This is a genomic window from Mesorhizobium sp. M0296 (genome assembly GCF_040321675.1).
In the GTDB taxonomy this organism is placed as follows: Bacteria; Pseudomonadota; Alphaproteobacteria; order Rhizobiales; family Rhizobiaceae; genus Mesorhizobium.
On record NZ_JAMYRZ010000002.1, the window covers coordinates 158,165 to 177,237 of the forward strand.

Below are 19,073 nucleotides of genomic sequence, written 5' to 3' on the forward strand. Positions count from 1 at the left end.
GTTTGATACTCAAACGGCGCCTGCAGGCGCCGTTTTCGCATTGTGGGGAGACCAAGCTCAGGCCGCTAGTTCTTCATGCCGCCAGCAACTGCCGTGCGGTCAGGCGGTCTGCTTCAGCGCTGCCTCGGCGTCACGCTTGATGCGCTTGACCATCGAGCGAAGACCATTGGCGCGCTGCGGCGACAGGTGCTCGTCAAGTCCGAGCGCCTTCAATGTGGCCTCTGCGTCGGTCCTCTGGATTTCGCTGGCCGGCCGTCCCGAAAACAGCGCCAGCATGATGGCGACCAGGCCGCGCACGATATGCGCGTCGGAATCGCCCTTGAAGGTGATAACGGGGTCGACACCCCCGCCTTGCTCAGTGGTCAGCCAGACCTGGCTGACGCAGCCGGGCACCTTGTTGGCTTGTATGCGTTGCTCGTCGGGAAACGGCGGCAGCGCTTCACCCAGTTCAATCACATAGCGATAGCGGTCTTCCCACTCGTCGAGCAGGGAAAAGTCGTCGCGGATGGTCTGGATCGTCGTCGTCATTCCCCCGGATATAGTCATCCGGCGCTGCCACGTCACGGAAAAAGAGGAGAAACGCCGCAGGTGCCGAGAGCGAGAGCCTTGCGGTTTAGCGATGAATTCGGCCGAAACAGTCTCAGTTCTTCGCCGGCAAGTGCACTTTCGCCGGCAGATCGACTTTCGCCGGCAAGACGATTTCCCCGGGCACGCCGCCGGTGGTCGTCACCGTATCGGGTTCAGCGGCCTTGTCGTCCAGCATGGCGGCCGCGATCTTGGCGGTCTCCCTGGCCCGGGCGGTGATGGTGTGCATTGCCGATTTGCCGGTCTCGCACACGTCCGGCTTGCGCTCGCAGATGCCGGCGATATCGCCGACGGCTTCGCGCGCCGCAAACAGCGCCTGGAGCGGCCCGACGCTTTCGCGGCCCGCATCATCGGCGCCGACACCCAGCGGCAGCGCCAGAAGCACCAGCGAAAACCAGAAAGCAGCTCTTATCAGAAAGCCCATCTGTCTGTCCTTCATGACGTCATGCATCCGAACCGCACGCCCTTGTACCGCGATACTGACACAGACGGGCAAAGGACGGCTTGTCCCGAAAGCAACAGTTTTCCTCAAATTTTAGGCAGATTCGAAACGAAGCGTTTTGAAGTTCATTTGCCTCGAATGGTTCAGATTTTATTCAGCAAATAATAACCATCCAACCTATTGTTTTTCATGATCATTTTCTTAATCGGCGACAGGTTGATGCCATCGGTCGTAGGTGCAGGCGCGGGCGGTGTGGATAACGCTCCGTTTACTATGGCGGCAATTGCCCCGGTTTTTCCCCGCCGGTATCCCGATATTTGCAGCCTGCCGGGGGGACGATCGGCCCAGCCTTATCCATTCCTTAAACGCTGGATGCGAGTTTCGGATCGACAAAAGCCGCCTGCAAAGCAGGGCCGTTCACGACCGGGTGCGTTGAGTTGAGTGCGATCAAGGCCAGATACGCCGAGTTGCCGGGCGCGATAGCCGCCGGTTGCGAACGGATGGTTCATCCGTCCGTGCTCGGCCAGAGCGATCGTCGCCGCCACAGCCGGTTCATTGGCGTCATGCTGGCGGCGCCTTTCTTCAGCGCGGGTGCAGCGGTGACGCTGGTCACGTCGGGCATGGGCGCCGCCTTGACTGTGGCTGCGATTTTTGCGGCGTTTGGCCTTTGCTGGTTCGCCGCCCTGCTGGTGGCGGCATCGGGCAAGATGACCCTGGCCGGCCAACTCGCCTTGGTCGTCGGCAGCGTTGCCCTCGGTGCCCTTATCGCTGCCGCCGGCGGTGTGGCCTCGCCGGTTGCCTTGCTTGCGGTGGCGCTGCCGTTTGAAGCCTGGTGGATCGGCCAGTCGCGCCGTGCCGTGATCTGGGGCGCCATATCGGCCCTGGTCGCAGTCTTGCTGCAGCCTTTCGCCGGTTCGGTCTTGCCGCTCGGCCAGACCGAAATCGCCGCATGGCACTGGCTGGTACCGCTGGCCTGGGCACTCACGCTCATTCCGCGTGTCGCTCCACTTCGCGGCGCCGCCAACGCACAGCTCGATCCGGCCGGCAGCCACCGGCTCGAAGACCTGATCGACGCCGTCGTGCTGCGAATCGCTGCGCATGGCGAGGTTCTGGACGTCTCGGCTAAGGCACGCACTATGCTGAGGCTGCCGCCGGAGCTGCTTTTCGGCACCGGACTTTTCGATCGCATCCATCTGTCCGACCGCGTCCCGTATCTCAGTGCGCTGGCCGATATGCGCGATGGCACCCTGTCGCGCCGGCTCGACCTTCGCGTCCGGCTGCCGCAGAGCAGCGGCGTGACGGCCGACAATTACCGGCCGTTCTCGCTCGAGATGATGCGCGCGCCGGGGCAGGAGACTGTCTTCACGCTTCTTCTGCGCGAGAACGACGAACTGGCCGGACTGCGCCAGGAGCTTGCCGCTGCCAATGAGGCGGCTGCCTCCGCCGAGGTGGCGAAAGGACGCTTCCTTGCCGTCGTCAGCCATGAGTTGCGCACCCCGCTCAATGCCATCATCGGCTTTTCCGACATGTTGCTGCACGAGATGTTCGGCAGCTTCAAGGATCCGCGCCAGAAGGAATATGTCGGGCTGGTCAGGGATTCTGGCCAGCACCTGCTTGCCGTCGTCACTTCGATACTCGACGTATCGCGGATCGAATCGGGCGCTTACGCGACCGAACCGGAACCGTTCCGCTTCCGCGAAGCGGTCGAGATGTGCCAATCGATGATGCGCCTGCAAGCCGAGGCAAAGGCCATCGATCTGCAGGCCCAGATCGCGCCGGACGCAGGCGAAATAAATGCCGACCGTCGCGCCGTGCAGCAGATCCTGATCAATCTCGTCTCCAACGCGATCAAGTTCACGCCCGAAGGCGGCAATGTTGTCATCGGCGCCAAGCGGATCGGCTCGCGGCTGCATTTCTGGGTCCGGGACACCGGCATCGGCATCGCCGAGGAAGATTTCGCCAATCTCGGCAAGCCGTTCATGCAGATCCAGAACGACTATACCCGCCGTTTCGAAGGCACCGGGCTCGGGCTTTCGCTGGTGAAGGGGCTGGTGGCGCTGCACGAGGGCACCATGTCGATCGAAAGCATGCCGGGCGAGGGCACCACGGTGACGATCAGCCTTCCCGTGAACGGCCCGACGGGCCGCTCGGCGGAGAAGGCCGGCGTGGTGCCGATGTCCGCAGTCAAAGCCAAGGCGGACGGTGGCAAAGGGGAGAGCAATGGGTCGCTCCGCAAAACAGCCTAGGGCGGTCAAACGCCGCGGCAATGCCTTCGAGCACGGAGCGATGGCGCTGGGCAGCCTGATCTCGCGCAATCCTGTTGTGGTCGGCGGCTCCACCGCGTTCCTGGTGACGCTGTTCTACGTCTCGGCGAACGCGCTTTGGTACCAGCCCTTTCCGCATGCCGGCGCGTTTTTCGCCACCAGGAGCATCGAGCGCTTTCCGCGGGCGGACAGCGACGAGCCCGAAACCACCATCAATATCGTGCGTCCGGCCGCTGCGCCGATCAAGAGCGACCCGGTCGTCGAGCAGGTCCAGGGCATATTGAAGGATCTCGATTTCTATTCCGGCACCGTCGACGGGATTCCCGGACCGAATACGCGCAAGGCCATCCAGGCCTATCAGCAGAAGGTCGGATTGAATGCCTCCGGCGAGATCGACAGCGTCCTGCTGGATCAACTGGGCGCCACGCCAAAGACCGCGGCCGTAGTGCCGCATCCGGTGCCGCGGCCGGTCGAAACGGCCGTTGTTCCGGCCGCCATTCCAGCGTCCGCACCGGCAAATGCGGTGGCGCAAACGCCTGATCCCCGCATCGTCAAGATCCAGGCCGGACTGAAGGCGTTCGGCAATGACGACATGCAATTGGACGGCGTCGTCGGCACGCGCACCAAGGCCGCGATCAAAGAATTCCAGGCGCTGTTCGGCTTGCCGGAGACCGGCGAGCCCGACGAGATCGTCTACGTCAAGATGCGCGAGATCGGCCTGACCAACTGAGGGTCGAACCCCAGTCTCCCGGTCTATTTAAGCCATTGCTCCGGGTCACGCATTCCGTGGACTATCGCCACGGCTAACACGCCGTAGGGCACAGGCTCATAAATCACGATGTAGCGTCCCTCGACTAGAATGCGGGCGGTGGCGCTCAATTCCGGTCGAGCTGCGCCCATTTTGGCGTGCTCGCAAACCAATTCCAGCCTGTCGAAAATGCGTCCGATCAGCTTGTCAGCCGCCTTCTCGTTATCGACGGCAATGTGGTGCCAAATATCTCGCAAATCCTGAGAAGCTCGGGGGGTGAGCCGGTATTCAGCCACGGGCTGTGCGTTCGGCTTTCAGAGCGCGTAAGAAAGCCGTGCGATCCACGTGCTGGCCCTCGCCGCTTGCCATCCCTTCGTCATACGCCCTTTTGAGACGTTCCAGTTCAAGAGTGCGGAATTCCTCGCGCTGCTCCCATAGACGTAGTGCTTCCCTGACAATTTCACTGTTGGAAGCATAGTCTCCGCTGTTCACGGCGTCTTGTAGACGGGCGGCCTGCTTGGGCGTAAGCGACACAGTAAGAGTGCGCATGGGCTGGGCTTTCATACCGGACGCTATAGCATTTTTCATAGGGGCTAACAAGATTTGTTAGGTCTTGGCGTAGATCGTCGCATTCCGGGACTCGCTATGATAGCCAACCGTTGCTCGCGAATAAGTGACAATCTCGACGCCACAAAACCGAAATCGTGCAGGGTCGCGCCATGCGGGTAACCACCGATCTGTGGGTGTCGGCGCTGTTGCGCCGGGTTTTCAGCGCCGGCGGCTTTGCCGCCGTGGTCAAGCGCGGCGCGACGGAAGCCGGCGCGGTTTTCGTGCTGGCGCGGGGCAGGCAAGGGGAGATGGCGCTGTTCGGGCCGGCGCCGCAGACGAGTTACGATTCAGCCAGGCCGGACGACCGTTTTTTCAGCCTGCTTGGCGAAGGCGACGATGCCGCCATCTTCGACGCGCGGCTGGAGCGCGAGAAGAGATTCGATCCGGATATCTGGGTGGTCGAGATCGAGGCGGGCGCCATTCCCGTCGAGGAGCTTATCTCGGTCAAGGCGTCGTAACGGCAAGCCTCAGATGCGACGCGCCTTTGGGCTGGCGGTCATATCGGCGCTGTTCGGCTTGCGCAGGTCGGCGTTTGCGGCGACGCGCCCAGGCTTGCGAACGATTTTCGACACGGTGTCGGCCTTCCAGCCGCGGAGCCTGTCCAACGCCGCGTCGCGGTGCAGCAGGCGGTAGCGGTCGAGGAAGATGCGGATCGCCTGCGGGTGCGGAAACTCGGTCGGATAGATGGCGGCCGTGATCAGGAACGCCTTGTCTTCGCTGAGGTCGAGCGCGCGCAAGGCGGCCAGCAGCGGTGTGTAATTGTGGCTCGCGGTGAGCGTCCGCGCCGTTGAAAAATCGACTTCGAGCGCATCGGCGAGCGCTGTCTGGAAGAATGCCGCATTGCCGGTCAGCGCGGTCTCGCGCAGCTTGACATAGGTTTGTGGCTCGACGAACGGACCGATAGCGCCGCCGCTCTCGGCGCGCATCATGAATCGCAACCGGCGGCGTACAGTTTCAGCGGCATCGAAAGCCTCTTGCCTGTTGACCTCGCCCGCAACCACTTCGGCGTTTTCGGACGCGGCTTTGGCGGTTGTTTCCGGCTGCTGCTGCGACCGCACCAGCGTCGGCCTTTCGAGCACTTTGATGAGATCCGCGATCGTTTGATTGAGATCCTTGCGGCGGGCAATGGCACGGGCATGCGGCAGGCCGTGACGTCCGATCAGCGCGATCAGGTCGACGTCGCTGAGGGCGCGCGAGCGGATGAGCAGCGGAGCGGCGATGTCGACCCGCTCCTGGCAAAGCCGCCGCACCAGCGCGGCGGGTGCATATTCGCATTCGGAAAGGGCTGCCGCGACGTAGCGGCGCGATTCGACCGAGACATTCTCGAAAAGCGGCAGCGTCAGGTCTTCGAGCTGCGCGATTTCCCGGCGCGAAGGCCGGGTGAGCGAGCAGAACGCCGATACCGCGGCGCGAAACAGCCTTTCGGCCTTTCCCGATTCAGCTCCTGCTGCGATTTGCCTGAAATCCGAAGCTGACACGAAGGATACGCCCGACACTCGACACGATCTGGACAGCGCTCTGCCGGGCTGTACCGGTTTCGCGTTTCCCAAGAACAAAGATCAATTTAGCGGCGATCCGTTAGCGCTCCGTTAACCTACTGCCTTCTTAATCGACTATGGAGGCGTTGCGTTGTGCTCCGGGGCAACCGAGAGGAATACGCGAACCATGGGCATGGTACTGTCTTTCGTGCCGCGAACGGCGGCAACCAATCGAGCACAACAAGCCGCGCCGGCGGCAGTGATCATCTTTCCCGGGGTGCGCTACGAGCAGCGGCCGCTGACGGGCGAAACGCGGCCGGCCGGCCCCGACAAGCCGGGACCTTCGGGAACATTGCCGGTACCGCATCACTGAGCATCGGAACCGGCTTAAAAATCCTGCAGTTCGCAGGAACTCTGTTCGAGAAACCGCGAGACGATCGGCTTCCAGCTGTCGTCGGGCACGAACGAACGGATGACGAATACGCCTTCCTCTATCGGCGCCTCGACGAAGATGGCCCCTTGCAGTTCCTCGGGAATATCCTTGCGGACCTCGATCATCTGGGCCGGCGTCAGTACAACGGTGTCGAGCACGCCTGCGGTCGCGCTGTGGTCGTTGAACGAGTAGATGTTGTGGCCGCCGCGGTCGTAGACCGATATCGACCAGAACGGCACCTTTCCCGGTGCCTTGACCCGCACCATCCCCTCGGCAAGATCGAAGCGGCATGCCGCCGCATAAAACAGCGGATCGACCGATTTCACCACCGGCGCGCCGCCGGCTTCCGCGTCGAGCCGGGTCATCTTGTAGAGATCCGAAGCCATGGCCAATCGCGACCAGGCGTCGCGTTCGGAAAACTCGGGGACGAGCAGCAGCACGATGATGTGCACGATGCCGGCGCCGAGCAGGCCGAGCAGCACGGCATGCAGCAGGCTACGCATTGCAGCCGACCTTCTGGATCTGCGGCAGCGTGACGTCCGAGAGACCGGTGCTGCTGGCGATCGGCGTGTCGTAGAACGTAAGCACCAAGTACATCTTGCCGGCGCCGCTGGTCAGCAGCCAGTTGCCGGGCGCAGGGCGGCTGCCGACGGAAATGACCACCGAATTGTCGGCCTGGCGCAGCACTTGATAGGACTGCAGCGCAGCCGGCCTCGGCTTGCCGGTCTCGACCACGCCAAGCGACTGGTCGGCGGCATAAAGCGTCCAGAACCGGGCGGTGGGAAAGCCGCCCGCAATCTTGTAGGCACATTGCCGCTTGAGCTGTTCGCCGCCGGAATCGCGCTCGGCTATGAAGGACAGTCCTTCCGCCTGTCCGAGCGCCAGCACGCCTTCGCGAGCCACGCGGGCCTTCGAATAGGGATCTGCCGTCGGCGTGCCGATATCGGGGAAGGCGGTCCATTGGCCGATCCTGATGGCGCCGACGCCATCCTGCAGCTTCAGTGCATACCAGACGCTGCCGCCACCGCCGACGACGGCGATGGCAAGCGAAAGCAGTGTCAGGAAGGCGTTCTTGAGCATGAGGAGGCAGGGAACCGAAGGCCGGGACTGAAAGATTGCCGCTCGGGGATATCGCGGCGCAGGGCCTTGTGGCAAGCGGCCCCGCGCAATTGGCCGTCACAGCGCCGACAGGGTCTCCGGCGCAGCGGGCGCGTCGAGCACGGGTGCCGCCTGGAACAGCCTGGTCAGTTCCTTCAGGGTCTGGGTGGTCCGGCTGGACAGCACCGGCGGACGCTCGGCGGCGGCATCGGCTGCTGCCTGTTCGGCGTTCTTCTTTTCCGCTTCCTCGGCCTTGGCGGCAATTTCGGCATCGACGAAGGGGTGATCGAGGCCGGGGATCGGTCTGAGGTCGATATTCTGGTGCGCATAGACCATCAGCCGCTGCCACACCATGGCCGGCAGCGTGCCGCCGGTCATCTTGTTGGTCGCGGTGAAGTCGTCATTGCCGAGCCAGACGGCGGCCGTGTAGTTGCCGGTAAAGCCGACAAACCAGGCATCGCGGTAGGACTGGGTCGTGCCGGTCTTGCCGGCGACGACGATGTTTGGAAGGGCTGCGCGCCGGGCAGTGCCGATCACCGGCACCGCCGCCAGCATGGTGTTCATGTATTTGAGCGCCAGCTCCGACAGCACCCGATGCGGCGGCGGCGCATCCTTGGCGAAGTCGTAGACCACCTCGCCGGTACGGGTGAAGAGTTGGCTGACGCCGTGCCGGGTTCCGGCAAGGCCGTTCTGGGCAAATACGCTGTAACCCGTCGCCTGGTCCATCACGGTCATGCCCGACGTGCCGAGCACCATGGTCTTGTGCGATTCCAGCGGCGACTCGATGCCCATCGCCTCGGCCATCGCCTTGATCGGCTTGATGCCGAGATAATCCTTGGCCAGCCGCACCGGCACCGTATTGATCGATTTGGCCATCGCCGTGATCAGCGTGACGTTGCCGGCCGACCCGCCATTGTAATTGTGGGGCGACCAGCTGCCCCAGGAGATGGGTCCGCCGGAAACCACCGAATCCGGCGTGAAGCCATGCTCCATCGCCGTCGCATAGACATAGGGCTTGAACGAGGAGCCGGTCTGGCGAAGCGCTTTGGTGGCGCGATTGAACTGGCTGGCGCCGTAGTCGCGGCCGCCGACGATCGCCCTGACCGCGCCATTGGTCTCGATGACGACGATGGCGCCCTCGGTGACGTTGTATTCCTTGCCGAACTGGCGGAGGTGGAACTCCATCGATTCTTCGGCCGCCTTCTGGATGTTGGCATCGAAGGTGGTGTGGGCGACAAGCGAGTGCGGGCCGCCTTTGGCGGCGATCTTCTTGACCTCGTCGAAGGCCCAGTCGAGGTAATAGTCGGGGCTCTTCTGCTCGCCGCGGTCGACGATTTCGGCCGGGTGCAGCCTTGCCTGCAGCACCTGGCCTTCGGTCATGAAGCCGGAATCGACCAGATTGGACAGCACCACGTTGGCCCGCGCCCGGGCGGCGGGCAGGTTTATGTGCGGCGCATATTTGGTCGGCGCCTTGAACAGGCCGGCCAGCATCGCCGCCTCGGCTAAGTTAAGGTCCTTGACGCTCTTGCCGAAATAGAAATCGGCCGCTGCCTCGATGCCGAAGGTGCCGCCGCCCATATAGGCGCGGTCGAGGTAAAGCTGCAGGATTTCCTTCTTCGACAGATTGGCTTCGAGCCATAGCGACAGGAACGCTTCCTTGATCTTGCGCTCGAATGTCCGCTCATTGGTCAGGAACAGGTTCTTGGCCAGCTGTTGGGTGATGCTCGAGCCACCCTGGACGACGGAATTTGCCCGCACATTCTCGAATATGGCGCGCGACAGGCCGAGCACATCGATGCCGTAATGGTCGAAGAAACGGCGGTCTTCGGTCGCCAGCACCGCCTTGATGACATGGTCGGGCATCTCGTCGACCGGCACCGAATCGCGCTGGATGATGCCGCGCTGGCCGATCTCGTTGCCGTAGCGGTCGAGGAAGGTGACGGCGAAGTCGCCTTGCGTGCGCCAGTCGCCGGCGGTTATCTGGAAGGCCGGCAAGGCTAGCGCTAAAAGGACGACGATGCCGCCGGCACCGAGCGTAAACCCTTCGCTCAACAGTTCGATCATGCCGCGGCGCCAGCCGACGACGCGGAAACGCCGCGAGAAGATGGTCGCCGCCTCCCAGAACTGGCGCGCCCTGAAGCCGATTTCGTAGACCGAGGAATCGATCCACGCATCCACCGCCAGCAGCCTTGCGGCGACCGGACCTCTTCTCTTGCGTGGTTCCAAAGGACTGGCCATTCCAGGATCCGGCTGCGGCGATGCCGCCAACTGAGAAACCGCACACCGGCAATCTCACGGCGGCGCGCCACTATGACTATTCGTCCATTTTGGCGCTGCCTACAAGGGCGATGAAGATAGGGGCGATGAAGATAAGGGCGATGAAGATAAGCGGGAGGTTTGTCGCGGGGAAGACGGCTCCCGTGCGGCGTCAGCGCAGGATGCTGACTGCCCTGCGCGAGTAGGTGGTGTCGTCGAGCTGGGCGAGCATGAACGCCGCTACGTCGGCCCGCGCCAGTGTCGGCAGCAACGACGCCGACCGGATGCCATTGCCGTGGCGGAATTCACCCGTTGCCGCTCCATTGCTCAGCTTGGGCGGCCGCACGATGGTCCAGTCGAGATTGGATTGAACGATCAGGCTTTCCTTCACTTCGTGGTCCGCCACCTCATTGCGCAGCACCAATGGGGCGATGATGTTGCCCAACAGGGGGCCCAGTTGTCGCCGGCTGTCGCGAACTCCAAGGAATGAAAGATAGATGAGCCGTTCGGGGCCGGCCTGCTGCATCGCCGCGACGATGAAGCCGATGCCGGCAACGACGGCCGGATCGCGTTTCAGCGGCACGCCCACCCCAAGACAGCTGAAAACCGCATCATACCTAACAACGGCGCGTTCGACTGCCTGCCGATCGGCGACGTTTCCGACGATCACCTTCAGATTTTCGTGGCTGATGGCAAGCTTGCCCGGCGTGCGGACGAAGGCGGTCACCGCATGGCCCTTCGCCAACGCCGCCGAGACAAGCAGTCGACCCGTCGCACCGGAAGCGCCGAAGATCAGCAGTTTCATCGTCCGCTCCTGGAAACCGTTAGCCCCGCTTACGCCCGGCGACGAAGGCGACAGGCGCCCCGGTCGGGCCGGGCAGCAACCGGCTGTCGGCATAGCCGCTCTGATCGACCAGGTCCTGGGCTGCGCCCTTTTCAAAGACCGTGCCGCCCCACATTGTGGTGCGGAAGCGGGCGAGGGCGTCTCCCAGTGCATCCGGTCCAGGATTGACCATTGCCAGCAGCAGCCAGCCGCCGCGCCGCAACGCGGCGTGGCTGCGCTTGACGATGGCCCTGACATCCGGCTCGGGGATGAAGGCGCTTGGTACGAAAACAAGGTCGAACGCGTCCGTGTCCGCGATATCCTGGCCCAGCCCGGTGCGCAGTTCGATGCGATGTTCGAGCGCGGCTGCCTTGACGTTGGCAGCGGCCTGCGCGATGGCCTCAGGCAGGGGATCGACACCGACCGCCTTCAGGCCGGGCCATTGCCGCAGCATCGACACCGACAGGGCGCCGACGCCGACGCCGATATCCAGGAAGGCTGCGCCCGGTGCGGCGAGCCTCTCCGGCAAACCGGCCAGTTGTGGCGCGATCAGCCGCTTCAGCAACGCCGGGAAGCCAGATGAAACGTCGCCGAAGGCCTGGCGTAAACGGGCTTCCAGGGCCTCGACGCTTTCGGAGGAGCGCGACAGCAGCTTGCCACCTGAAAGCAGGTCGACCCGGATGCTGGCCAGCACCGGCGTAAGTTCGATGACGCCAGCACTTGCCACGATGTCGGAGGCGCCGAGTTCGGCAAGCACGGCCCCTGTGCGCCGGGCCACACTGCCCTCGAGTGGCGTGCCGGAAATACGCGCCTCCATCGCCAAACCGAGCGCCACCAACGCATTGGCCGACGTCGCGTGCCGCGCCACCACCGTTCGCAAACCTTCGATATCCATCGATCGCTTCCCTGAATTGGATCAGGCCTATTCTCGCGCGGACGTCAAATTCAGGCGATTTGCAATTTCCGCGCATGCTTGTGCAAAACTGCACAGGTGCGCGGCGAGGAATTGATCTAGACTAGATTCGTGACCAAGACCGGCGAACCGGACTGGAACGATCTGCGCTACTTTCTCGCTGCCGCCCGCGCGGGAACGTTGTCGGGAGCAGCGCGCGTGCTCGGCGTGCGTCACACGACGATCAGCCGGCGCCTGGCTGCTCTTGAGGCGGCACTCGGGGTTTCGCTTGTCGTGCGCACGCGGCAAGGTATCGAGATCACGCCGCTTGGCCAGACATTGCTGCCGCTCGGTGATGAGCTTGAACGTACCATGCAAGCACTGACGGCGCTTGTGCGTTCGGGCAAGAATAGCGTTCGGCTGGCACTGCCGTCGGGCTTCAGCCCCCTTTTTGCCGAGCGTATGGCCGGGTTCCATAAGGCCCACCCAGATATCAACCTGGAACTGACGAGCGGCAGCAGGCCAGTGGACCTGCAGCACGGCGAGGCCGACCTTGCGGTCCGGATCGGCACCGTCGCCGCAGACGATTTGATCGCGCAGAAGCTTTGTGTTGCGGGCTGGTCGATCTATGCGTCCCAGCGCTATCTCGACCATCACCCAATGCCCATCGACCCTCGCCAGTTGGCCGGACACGAGATCATTGGATTTCACGCAAGCCTTGCCGGCGTCCCCGGCGCCAAATGGGTTGAGGCGCACGGCGCCGGCGCGACAATTGTCCTTCGCGTTGCCGAAATGACGGAAATGTTGGCGGCGGCTCTGAGTGGCGCCGGTCTGGCGGTAATGCCCTGCATGTTGGCCGAAGCTGAACCGCGGATGGTGCGCCTTGCCCCCGACATTCTCGGCAGTCATCCGGTGTCGCTCGTCTATCGCCGTGAAATCGGGGCGGAGGCGCCGGTGCGCGCCGTCATCCGCTTCGTTTCTACCATCATCAAGGACCATGCCGAGGTGATCAGCGGCGAGACGCAGTAGGGGCATGGTGCAGCCGCTTGCGCGAGGTGCCGAGGATTGGCAGTCGTCACACGGGACGCTTGTCCCGCTCTTTGCGGGTCGCACCGTATCGTCCGGCGTTGGTTCTCTCGGAAGACTCGCTGGATACTCGATTTGCGGGAGCGCCAGAGAATCTTGCGTGATAATATTAACAGGTATTATTTCCGCCAGGTCTCTCACCACAGTTGGGTCATGCCAAATGCCTGAGAATTGAATTTCCGCTGTGAAACACCTATCTTACAGTGAAATTCACGTTTTCGACTTTAGCTGCAAGGAGATTTTACGGATGGCCCAAGGCAATCAGAACATCATGGGAAAATCTGAGGCTCGCTTCATGGAAAATCAAAAGAAGACGGCGGAGCGGAACAAAGCAACTGCCGAATATCTCTCGGAGGCGAAGGCCAGGACCATCAAGACGGCAAGGCTGAGGGAATTGCGACTGGCCAAGGAAGAGGCGGACCGCGCGGCGGCAGCTCTGAATCCGGTCGCCCCGAAGAAGAAGCGGGCGTCGCGGGCACTCAAGCAGGCCGTCTCCGCATCGACGCAGGCGAAATCATGAGCCTGACACTTCCCAACCCTAGCCGCAGCTAGGAAGCAAACGCATCCGCTTCGTCTGCCGCGGTGTCGCGCATCCCAGGAGCAGGGCTTATTGCCGAGATCATGAAGGTTCATAATCCGCATGAGACGCGCTGATTCGCGCTTTGCCGGGATGTCTTCATGCAACGCAGCTACGCAGCCGGGAGGTCGACGCGACGGGCGAGGGGAAAGGCGATGACCGCGCCGGCCGTCGAATTGCAGAAGGCCATATTCGATGCTGTGAATGGCGATCCCGATTTATCGGCGGCATTGGGCGACGCAAGATTGTTCGACCGTGCGCCGGAAAATGTTGCGTTCCCCCACATGACCTTCGGCCGCACCAGCGTCTACGATTGGGCAACGGGGATGGAGAACGACGCAGAACAGTTGCTGACGTTGCATGTCTGGTCGAAATCAGAGGCCAGCAAGGAAACCAATGACATCATGGACCTTGTTAGCACCCGCCTGCGCGATACGGCTCTCTCGCTCGGCGAACATCGCCGCGCCTACCTCAAGCTCGAATTCGCCGAAGCCCGCTACGACGAGGACCTTTCGGCCCATCACGGGCTGCTGCGCTTCCGTGCCGTGATCAAGGAAGAGGGCTGACCACCGGGCACTTTTTGCAAATCGGGCAATTTTGTTCTTGCTTTGTGCCGGCAGCTATGCTATTAATTCCCTATGGTGCTGATGGCGCCAGCGACCCGCCGCAGAGGCGGGTTTTTATTTCCGGTCGGTTCGCCTGAACCTGCCTTCGGTTGCCGGATCGATTGTCGAAGTCGGGGCAAACCTGAAGCGATTGCCTTTCACCGCCAAACGATGCCCGGTTGTCGGCGAAGGATTGGAGGGCTAGGTTAAACATTGGCGATTTCGCGGAGCCGGGCGGCGAAATGGCAATCCGGTAATCTCGCGCTTCAGGGGTGTGGCGGGCATGCATTCGAGCGTTCACCGTTCATATCACGTTCAGCACCGGCGCGTTAGAACGCTGACCATGAAAACCCTTCGCTCCCACTTCCGGACCGCGGCACTGGCGCTGTCAGCCGCCGGTCTGCTTGCGTCGCAGGCGATGGCGATCCCCGCTGTCGTGCCCGAGTGGACTCAGCCGGTCGTCCTCGCCGCGTCCGACTGCTACGCGATCGGCCAGCAGGTGGCCGAGCAGAATGGCGGCACCCTGGCCAAGGCCTCGCAGTCGACACGCGGCGGCCAGCCGGTCTGCGTCATCGTCGTGCTCGTTCCGGGCAAGGACGGGCAGCGTCCCCGTCGCTCGGAGATCGTCGTTCCGCTGAACTGAACCGTGCCGTTTCCCAGTCTGCCGGAATCGGCCTATATCTGAACAGCTTCAACAGGCCTTCCGCATGCGCGTACTCGTCGTCGAAGATGACAAGGATCTCAACCGGCAGATCGGCGACGCGCTGGTCGATGCCGGCTATGTCGTCGACCGCGCTTTCGACGGCGAGGAAGGGCACTTTCTCGGCGACACCGAGCCCTACGATGCCGTGGTGCTCGACATCGGCCTGCCGCAGATGGACGGCATCAGCGTGGTCGAGCGCTGGCGGCGCGGCGGCCGCAAGATGCCGGTGCTGATCCTGACGGCACGCGACCGCTGGAGCGACAAGGTTGCCGGCATCGACGCCGGCGCCGACGACTACGTCACCAAACCCTTCCACATCGAGGAAATCCTGGCCAGGGTGCGGGCCTTGATCCGGCGTGCTGCCGGGCACGCTTCGTCCGAACTGACCTGCGGGCCGCTCCGCCTCGACACCAAGGCCTCCAAGGCCGACGTCGACGGCGTGCCGCTGAAGCTGACCTCGCACGAATTCCGCTTGCTTGCCTATTTGATGCACCACATGGGCGAGGTGGTGTCCCGGACCGAGCTGGTCGAGCATCTCTACGACCAGGATTTCGACCGCGATTCCAACACGATCGAGGTCTTTGTCGGACGGCTTCGCAAGAAGATGGGCATCGACATGATCGAAACCGTTCGCGGCATGGGCTACCGCATGCGTAAGCCGGAGGCGTAACGCGGAACCGCTGCCTACAAAACCCGCCGTCTCGAACACGCCGTCGCTGCGGTCATGGCCGCGTTCGGTGGCGTTTCGCGTCATCGCCTTTTCCACGGTCTGGGCGATCCTCACTCTGGTCGTCATCTTCACCTTGATCACCACGCTCTATCGCCAGGCCAGCGAGCGCGGTTTCGACAGCCTGCTTTCGGCGCATCTGTTCAACCTGATCGGCTCGGTCGGCGTTTCTGAAAGCGGCCAATTGACCGGCGCCCCCGACCTTGGTGATTTGAGGTTCTCGGAACCGAATTCCGGCTGGTACTGGTCGGTCGAGCCTGCCTCGGAAGGCGTGCACGGCGATCTCCATTCGTCGTCGATGACCAAGGCGATCCCGTCGCCAAGCGTTGCCGAGGTGCCCTTCAATGCCAGCTTCCAGCGCAGCTATTCAGCGGACGGCATCGAAGGCGAGCAGTTGGAGGTGTTCGAGAGCGAGTTCGTGCTCGATGCGAAAAACCGCGCCGCGCGCTTCCGCGTCATGGGCAACCAGACCGAGCTCGAGCAGGAAATCGCCACCTTCCAGCGGCGCCTTTTGACCTATCTGTCGCTGTTCGGCGTCGGCATGATCGCCATCAATGCGATTGCCATCCTGCTCGGCCTGCAGCCGCTGCGCCGGGTCAGGAATGCGCTTGCCATGGTGCGCGAAGGAACCGCGCAGCGCCTAGACGGCCGTTTCCCGGCCGAGATCGAGCCGCTCGCCAACGAGACCAATGCGCTGATCGAGAACAACAGGCGTATCGTCGAGCGGTCGCGCACGCAGGTCGGCAACCTGGCTCACTCGCTGAAGACGCCGCTTGCCGTGCTGCTCAACGAGGGACGGGCGCTGGGTGGCGCCAAGGGCCAGCTGATCGCCGAGCAGGCCGCTTCCATGCAAAAGCAAGTGGACCATTATCTGCAACGTGCCCGCGTCGCCGCGCAGCGCGACAGCCTCGTCTACCGTACGCCGGTGGCGCCGCTGGTCCAGCGCATGGTTCGGGTGCTGCAGAAGCTCAACCCGCAGACGGCGCTGTCGCTCTCACTGCCGGCCACCGACATCGTCTTTGCCGGCGAACGCGAGGACCTGGAGGAGCTGCTCGGCAATCTGCTCGACAATGCGATGAAATGGGCAAGGAGCGCGGTCGCCGTTTCGGTCAAGCCAATCTCCAGCAAGGGTGGCGCTGGCACGGAAGGCGCAGCCAGCCTGTTCGAGATCAGCATCGAGGATGACGGCCCCGGCATTCCCGACGACAAGGCGCGCGAGGTGTTGCAGCGCGGCCGGCGTCTCGACGAGACAAAACCGGGCAGCGGGCTCGGACTTGCCATTGTCGCCGACCTTGTCAACGAGTATGGAGGCTCTCTGGCGCTGGAACGATCCGTCATGGGTGGATTGAAGGCGATGGTTCGATTGCGGAGCCTTCAGTAATGCTTTTCCAGATTGCTTTTCCAGGTGGCCGGCTGCGGCCAAATTTCCGACAAACATCGACATTATGGCCGCGCCAGCTGCTGACAGCGCGGCGGTCCAGCTCAAGAAAGCCGGTATTGGCATGAAGATTCGCGTCGCGCTCGTTTCCGCCCTGCTCGCCGTCTCCGGCTGCACAACGCTCGGCAAGGGCCCGGCCGTTACGGTGACGCCGGCCGCGACGCCCCCCAGCGGCGCCAAGGTGGCGACGACGATCATCTCCGCCATGGGCGGCGGCCTCGTCGGCGGCTCTATCGGCGCCGGCCTGAGCGAGACCGAGAAGCGCAGCGCGCTCGAGGCGGAATACAAGGCGCTTGAATACACGGCGAGCGGCCAGAAAGTGGCTTGGAAGAGCGACGGTTCGGCCCATCGCGGCGAAGTGGTCGCCGCCCAGCCCTATCGCGTCGGCTCGCAGGACTGCCGGCAATACACCCATACGGTGTTTACCGGCACCGCCGGCGCCACCGCGCGCGGAACCGCCTGCCGCAATGCCGACGGCAGCTGGACGCCTCTGACGTAGCTGGCCGGTCGTCGATCCGCCGATTCCGGTCCGGCACCAAAGCGCGTCGCGTTCGACCGGCCTCATGCGACGCGCTTTAGGTTCTTGTTTTGATGCATGGTCGTTGTCGCAAAACCGCTGCACACTTTTGCGCGACATGCATTATCGATCGGAGCGGCCCCGCCAAAGCGTCGCAGCACGCTTGTGTTGGCAGGGCAAGGGTCTCGTTCTATTGGAAGAGCCATGCTGTTCTGGGTCATAGCCGCAATCCTGACGCTGGGCGCAAGCCTGGCGGTGCTGCTGCCGTTGGCCGGCGGATCGAAGAACGCGTCCGCTGCTGGCGATCACGACCTTGAAGTCTATCGCGACCAGCTGGCCGAGCTTGACCGCGATATGGCGCGTGGCCTGATCCAGCCAATGGAGGCCGAAGAGGCACGCGCCGAAATCGCCCGCCGCATCCTTCGCCTGAGCAATGCCGGCCACGCCGACGACACGGCGACGCCGCCGTCGCGGTCGACAAGGCTGGTGGCGACAGCGGCCGTGCTGCTGGTTCCGCTGGTCAGCTGGGGCCTCTATGGCCAGCTCGGCTCACCCGACCTGCCGTCGCAGCCGCTCAGCGAACGCCTGGCCAAGAACCCCGCCGACAGCTCGGTCGACGAGCTGATAGCCCGCGCCGAGGCGCACCTGGCGGCCAACCCATCCGATGGCCGCGGCTGGGACGTGCTGGCGCCGGTCTATCTGCGCATGCAGCGATACGCCGATGCGGTGACCGCCTATCGCAACGCCATCCGCCTCGACGGCGACAGCGCCGCCCGCCAGGCGGGTCTTGGCGAGGCGATCGCCAATGCGGCCGGCGGCATTGTCTCCGCCGAAGCGCAGGCGGCTTTCGAGGCGGCGTTGAAGCTCGATCCGGCCAATCCGAAGGCCTCGTTCTATCTCGCCATGGGCATGGCACAGGAAGGCCGCATAGCTGAAGCCACGGCGGCCTGGCAAAAGATGCTTGCCGCCTTGCCGCAGGGCTCGCCGTGGCGCGGCGCCGTCGAGCAGGCGCTGGCCGAATCCGCCGCCCGCAGCGTCGCTTCGGAGGCGCCCGCGAAAGGGCCGACCGCCGAGGATATCGATGCTGCCTCCTCGATGTCGCCGCAGGACCGGCAAGCCATGATCAGCACCATGGTTGCCGGCCTCGACGAAAGGCTTCGGCAAAATCCGCGCGACGAGGAAGGGTGGATGCAGCTCGTTCGTTCCTATGCCGTGCTGGGCAAGACAGATCAGGCGCGTGATGCGCTCAATCGCGGTATCGCCGTCTTTGGCGCGGACAGCGACCAGGCCAGGAAATTCACCGCCTTTGCCGCCTCGCTTGGCGTGACGGCGACGGAGTAGACGATGACGCGCAAGCAGAAACGACTGTCGGTGATCGCAGCGGGGCTGGGGTTTCTCGGTGTTGCCACGGGGCTGACCTTCTATGCGCTTGGCCAGAAGGCCTCCTATTTCTACATGCCGGCCGATCTGGCCACCGCCAGCCTTCAGCCGGGCCAGCGCATCAGGCTCGGCGGTCTCGTCGAAAAAGGCACGGTCGAGCGTAGCCAAGGCGCCACCGTCGCCTTTTCGGTGACCGACAACCAGAAGGACGTCAAGGTCACCTATACCGGCATTCTTCCCGACCTCTTCCGGGAAGGACAGGGCGTGATCACCGAAGGCTCGTTTGGCCCTGACGGAATCTTTGTCGCCGACAGCGTGCTGGCCAAGCATGACGAGACCTATATGCCCAAGGAAGTGGCCGACGGCCTCAAGGCCAAGGGCGTATGGCAGGAGAGCAAGAGTGACTAGCGGG

The 19,073-nt window shown here is 63.4% G+C and carries 23 protein-coding genes; 13 read left to right on the top strand and 10 right to left on the bottom strand.

Annotated elements, in window-relative coordinates; all coding sequences use genetic code 11:
* Positions 1-99: 99 nt before the first annotated feature.
* Together NKI97_RS03565 and NKI97_RS03570 are read right to left on the bottom strand one after the other, a co-directional pair.
* Positions 100-528 (bottom strand): SufE family protein, encoded by a 429-nt coding sequence (locus NKI97_RS03565; RefSeq protein WP_023677843.1) that lies wholly within the window; start codon positions 526-528, stop codon positions 100-102.
* Between the two features lie 112 nt (positions 529-640).
* A complete protein-coding gene (locus NKI97_RS03570; RefSeq protein WP_352449221.1) occupies positions 641-1,009 on the bottom strand; it encodes a DUF5330 domain-containing protein in 369 nt (122 codons plus the stop codon).
* Between the two features lie 518 nt (positions 1,010-1,527).
* On the opposite strand from NKI97_RS03570, the gene NKI97_RS03575 reads away from it, so the two are divergent.
* Together NKI97_RS03575 and NKI97_RS03580 are read left to right on the top strand one after the other, a co-directional pair.
* Positions 1,528-3,273: an ATP-binding protein gene (locus tag NKI97_RS03575; protein WP_352449220.1), complete on the top strand. Its 1,746-nt coding sequence runs from the start codon at positions 1,528-1,530 to the stop codon at positions 3,271-3,273.
* Entirely contained in the window at positions 3,248-4,021 is a 774-nt protein-coding gene (locus NKI97_RS03580; RefSeq protein WP_352449054.1) for a peptidoglycan-binding domain-containing protein, read from the top strand. The genes NKI97_RS03575 and NKI97_RS03580 overlap by 26 nt, the downstream gene beginning before the upstream one ends.
* Positions 4,022-4,044: 23 nt before the next feature.
* Here the strand turns inward: NKI97_RS03580 and NKI97_RS03585 are convergent, their stop codons facing one another.
* Positions 4,045-4,335, bottom strand: a complete 291-nt coding sequence (locus NKI97_RS03585; protein WP_352449053.1) for a type II toxin-antitoxin system RelE/ParE family toxin — start codon at positions 4,333-4,335, stop codon at positions 4,045-4,047.
* Complete coding sequence (locus tag NKI97_RS03590) at positions 4,328-4,627, bottom strand: type II toxin-antitoxin system ParD family antitoxin (protein WP_502907069.1); 300 nt, start codon at positions 4,625-4,627, stop codon at positions 4,328-4,330. Before NKI97_RS03590 ends, NKI97_RS03585 begins: the two co-directional genes overlap by 8 nt.
* 131 nt (positions 4,628-4,758) lie before the next feature.
* On the opposite strand from NKI97_RS03590, the gene NKI97_RS03595 reads away from it, so the two are divergent.
* Positions 4,759-5,106: a DUF1491 family protein gene (locus tag NKI97_RS03595; protein ID WP_352449052.1), complete on the top strand. Its 348-nt coding sequence runs from the start codon at positions 4,759-4,761 to the stop codon at positions 5,104-5,106.
* A gap of 9 nt (positions 5,107-5,115) precedes the next feature.
* Here the strand turns inward: NKI97_RS03595 and NKI97_RS03600 are convergent, their stop codons facing one another.
* Positions 5,116-6,126: a DUF2336 domain-containing protein gene (locus NKI97_RS03600; RefSeq protein WP_352449051.1), complete on the bottom strand. Its 1,011-nt coding sequence runs from the start codon at positions 6,124-6,126 to the stop codon at positions 5,116-5,118.
* A gap of 187 nt (positions 6,127-6,313) precedes the next feature.
* Between NKI97_RS03600 and NKI97_RS03605 the strand changes: the two genes are divergently transcribed.
* On the top strand, positions 6,314-6,499 hold the full coding sequence (locus NKI97_RS03605; protein WP_023677835.1) for a hypothetical protein: 186 nt from the start codon (positions 6,314-6,316) through the stop codon (positions 6,497-6,499).
* Between the two features lie 14 nt (positions 6,500-6,513).
* Here NKI97_RS03605 and NKI97_RS03610 read toward each other — a convergent pair whose 3' ends face one another.
* The 5 genes from NKI97_RS03610 to NKI97_RS03630 all read right to left on the bottom strand — a co-directional run bounded on the left by NKI97_RS03610 (position 6,514) and on the right by NKI97_RS03630 (position 11,631).
* Entirely contained in the window at positions 6,514-7,062 is a 549-nt protein-coding gene (locus NKI97_RS03610; protein ID WP_352449050.1) for a DUF1254 domain-containing protein, read from the bottom strand.
* On the bottom strand, positions 7,055-7,639 hold the full coding sequence (locus NKI97_RS03615) for a DUF1214 domain-containing protein (protein ID WP_352449049.1): 585 nt from the start codon (positions 7,637-7,639) through the stop codon (positions 7,055-7,057). The genes NKI97_RS03610 and NKI97_RS03615 overlap by 8 nt, the downstream gene beginning before the upstream one ends.
* Before the next feature lie 96 nt (positions 7,640-7,735).
* Complete coding sequence (locus NKI97_RS03620) at positions 7,736-9,895, bottom strand: transglycosylase domain-containing protein (RefSeq protein ID WP_352449048.1); 2,160 nt, start codon at positions 9,893-9,895, stop codon at positions 7,736-7,738.
* Between the two features lie 190 nt (positions 9,896-10,085).
* Positions 10,086-10,811, bottom strand: a complete 726-nt coding sequence (locus NKI97_RS03625; RefSeq protein ID WP_352832762.1) for an NAD(P)-dependent oxidoreductase — start codon at positions 10,809-10,811, stop codon at positions 10,086-10,088.
* Positions 10,738-11,631 carry a class I SAM-dependent methyltransferase gene (locus NKI97_RS03630; protein WP_352449046.1) on the bottom strand — a complete coding sequence of 298 codons (894 nt, stop codon included), beginning with the start codon at positions 11,629-11,631 and terminating at the stop codon, positions 10,738-10,740. Before NKI97_RS03630 ends, NKI97_RS03625 begins: the two co-directional genes overlap by 74 nt.
* A 129-nt stretch (positions 11,632-11,760) precedes the next feature.
* Here NKI97_RS03630 and NKI97_RS03635 point away from each other — a divergent pair, with 129 nt between their 5' ends.
* The 9 genes from NKI97_RS03635 to ccmE all read left to right on the top strand — a co-directional run bounded on the left by NKI97_RS03635 (position 11,761) and on the right by ccmE (position 19,069).
* Complete coding sequence (locus NKI97_RS03635) at positions 11,761-12,657, top strand: LysR family transcriptional regulator (protein ID WP_352449045.1); 897 nt, start codon at positions 11,761-11,763, stop codon at positions 12,655-12,657.
* Positions 12,658-12,961: 304 nt separating this feature from the next.
* Positions 12,962-13,234: a hypothetical protein gene (locus NKI97_RS03640; RefSeq protein ID WP_023677828.1), complete on the top strand. Its 273-nt coding sequence runs from the start codon at positions 12,962-12,964 to the stop codon at positions 13,232-13,234.
* Positions 13,235-13,446: 212 nt separating this feature from the next.
* Positions 13,447-13,857: a DUF3168 domain-containing protein gene (locus NKI97_RS03645; RefSeq protein ID WP_352449044.1), complete on the top strand. Its 411-nt coding sequence runs from the start codon at positions 13,447-13,449 to the stop codon at positions 13,855-13,857.
* 382 nt (positions 13,858-14,239) lie between these two features.
* Positions 14,240-14,539: a hypothetical protein gene (locus NKI97_RS03650; protein WP_352449043.1), complete on the top strand. Its 300-nt coding sequence runs from the start codon at positions 14,240-14,242 to the stop codon at positions 14,537-14,539.
* Positions 14,540-14,603: 64 nt separating this feature from the next.
* Entirely contained in the window at positions 14,604-15,269 is a 666-nt protein-coding gene (locus tag NKI97_RS03655) for a response regulator transcription factor (RefSeq protein ID WP_023718390.1), read from the top strand.
* A 10-nt stretch (positions 15,270-15,279) separates the two neighbouring features.
* On the top strand, positions 15,280-16,707 hold the full coding sequence (locus tag NKI97_RS03660) for an ATP-binding protein (RefSeq protein WP_352449218.1): 1,428 nt from the start codon (positions 15,280-15,282) through the stop codon (positions 16,705-16,707).
* A gap of 121 nt (positions 16,708-16,828) precedes the next feature.
* Positions 16,829-17,263: an RT0821/Lpp0805 family surface protein gene (locus NKI97_RS03665; RefSeq protein WP_352449042.1), complete on the top strand. Its 435-nt coding sequence runs from the start codon at positions 16,829-16,831 to the stop codon at positions 17,261-17,263.
* 222 nt (positions 17,264-17,485) lie between these two features.
* Positions 17,486-18,622, top strand: coding sequence for a c-type cytochrome biogenesis protein CcmI (ccmI, locus tag NKI97_RS03670; protein ID WP_352449041.1), 1,137 nt, complete (start codon positions 17,486-17,488; stop codon positions 18,620-18,622).
* Positions 18,623-18,625: 3 nt separating this feature from the next.
* A complete protein-coding gene (ccmE, locus tag NKI97_RS03675) occupies positions 18,626-19,069 on the top strand; it encodes a cytochrome c maturation protein CcmE (protein WP_023677821.1) in 444 nt (147 codons plus the stop codon).
* Positions 19,070-19,073 lie beyond the last annotated feature (4 nt).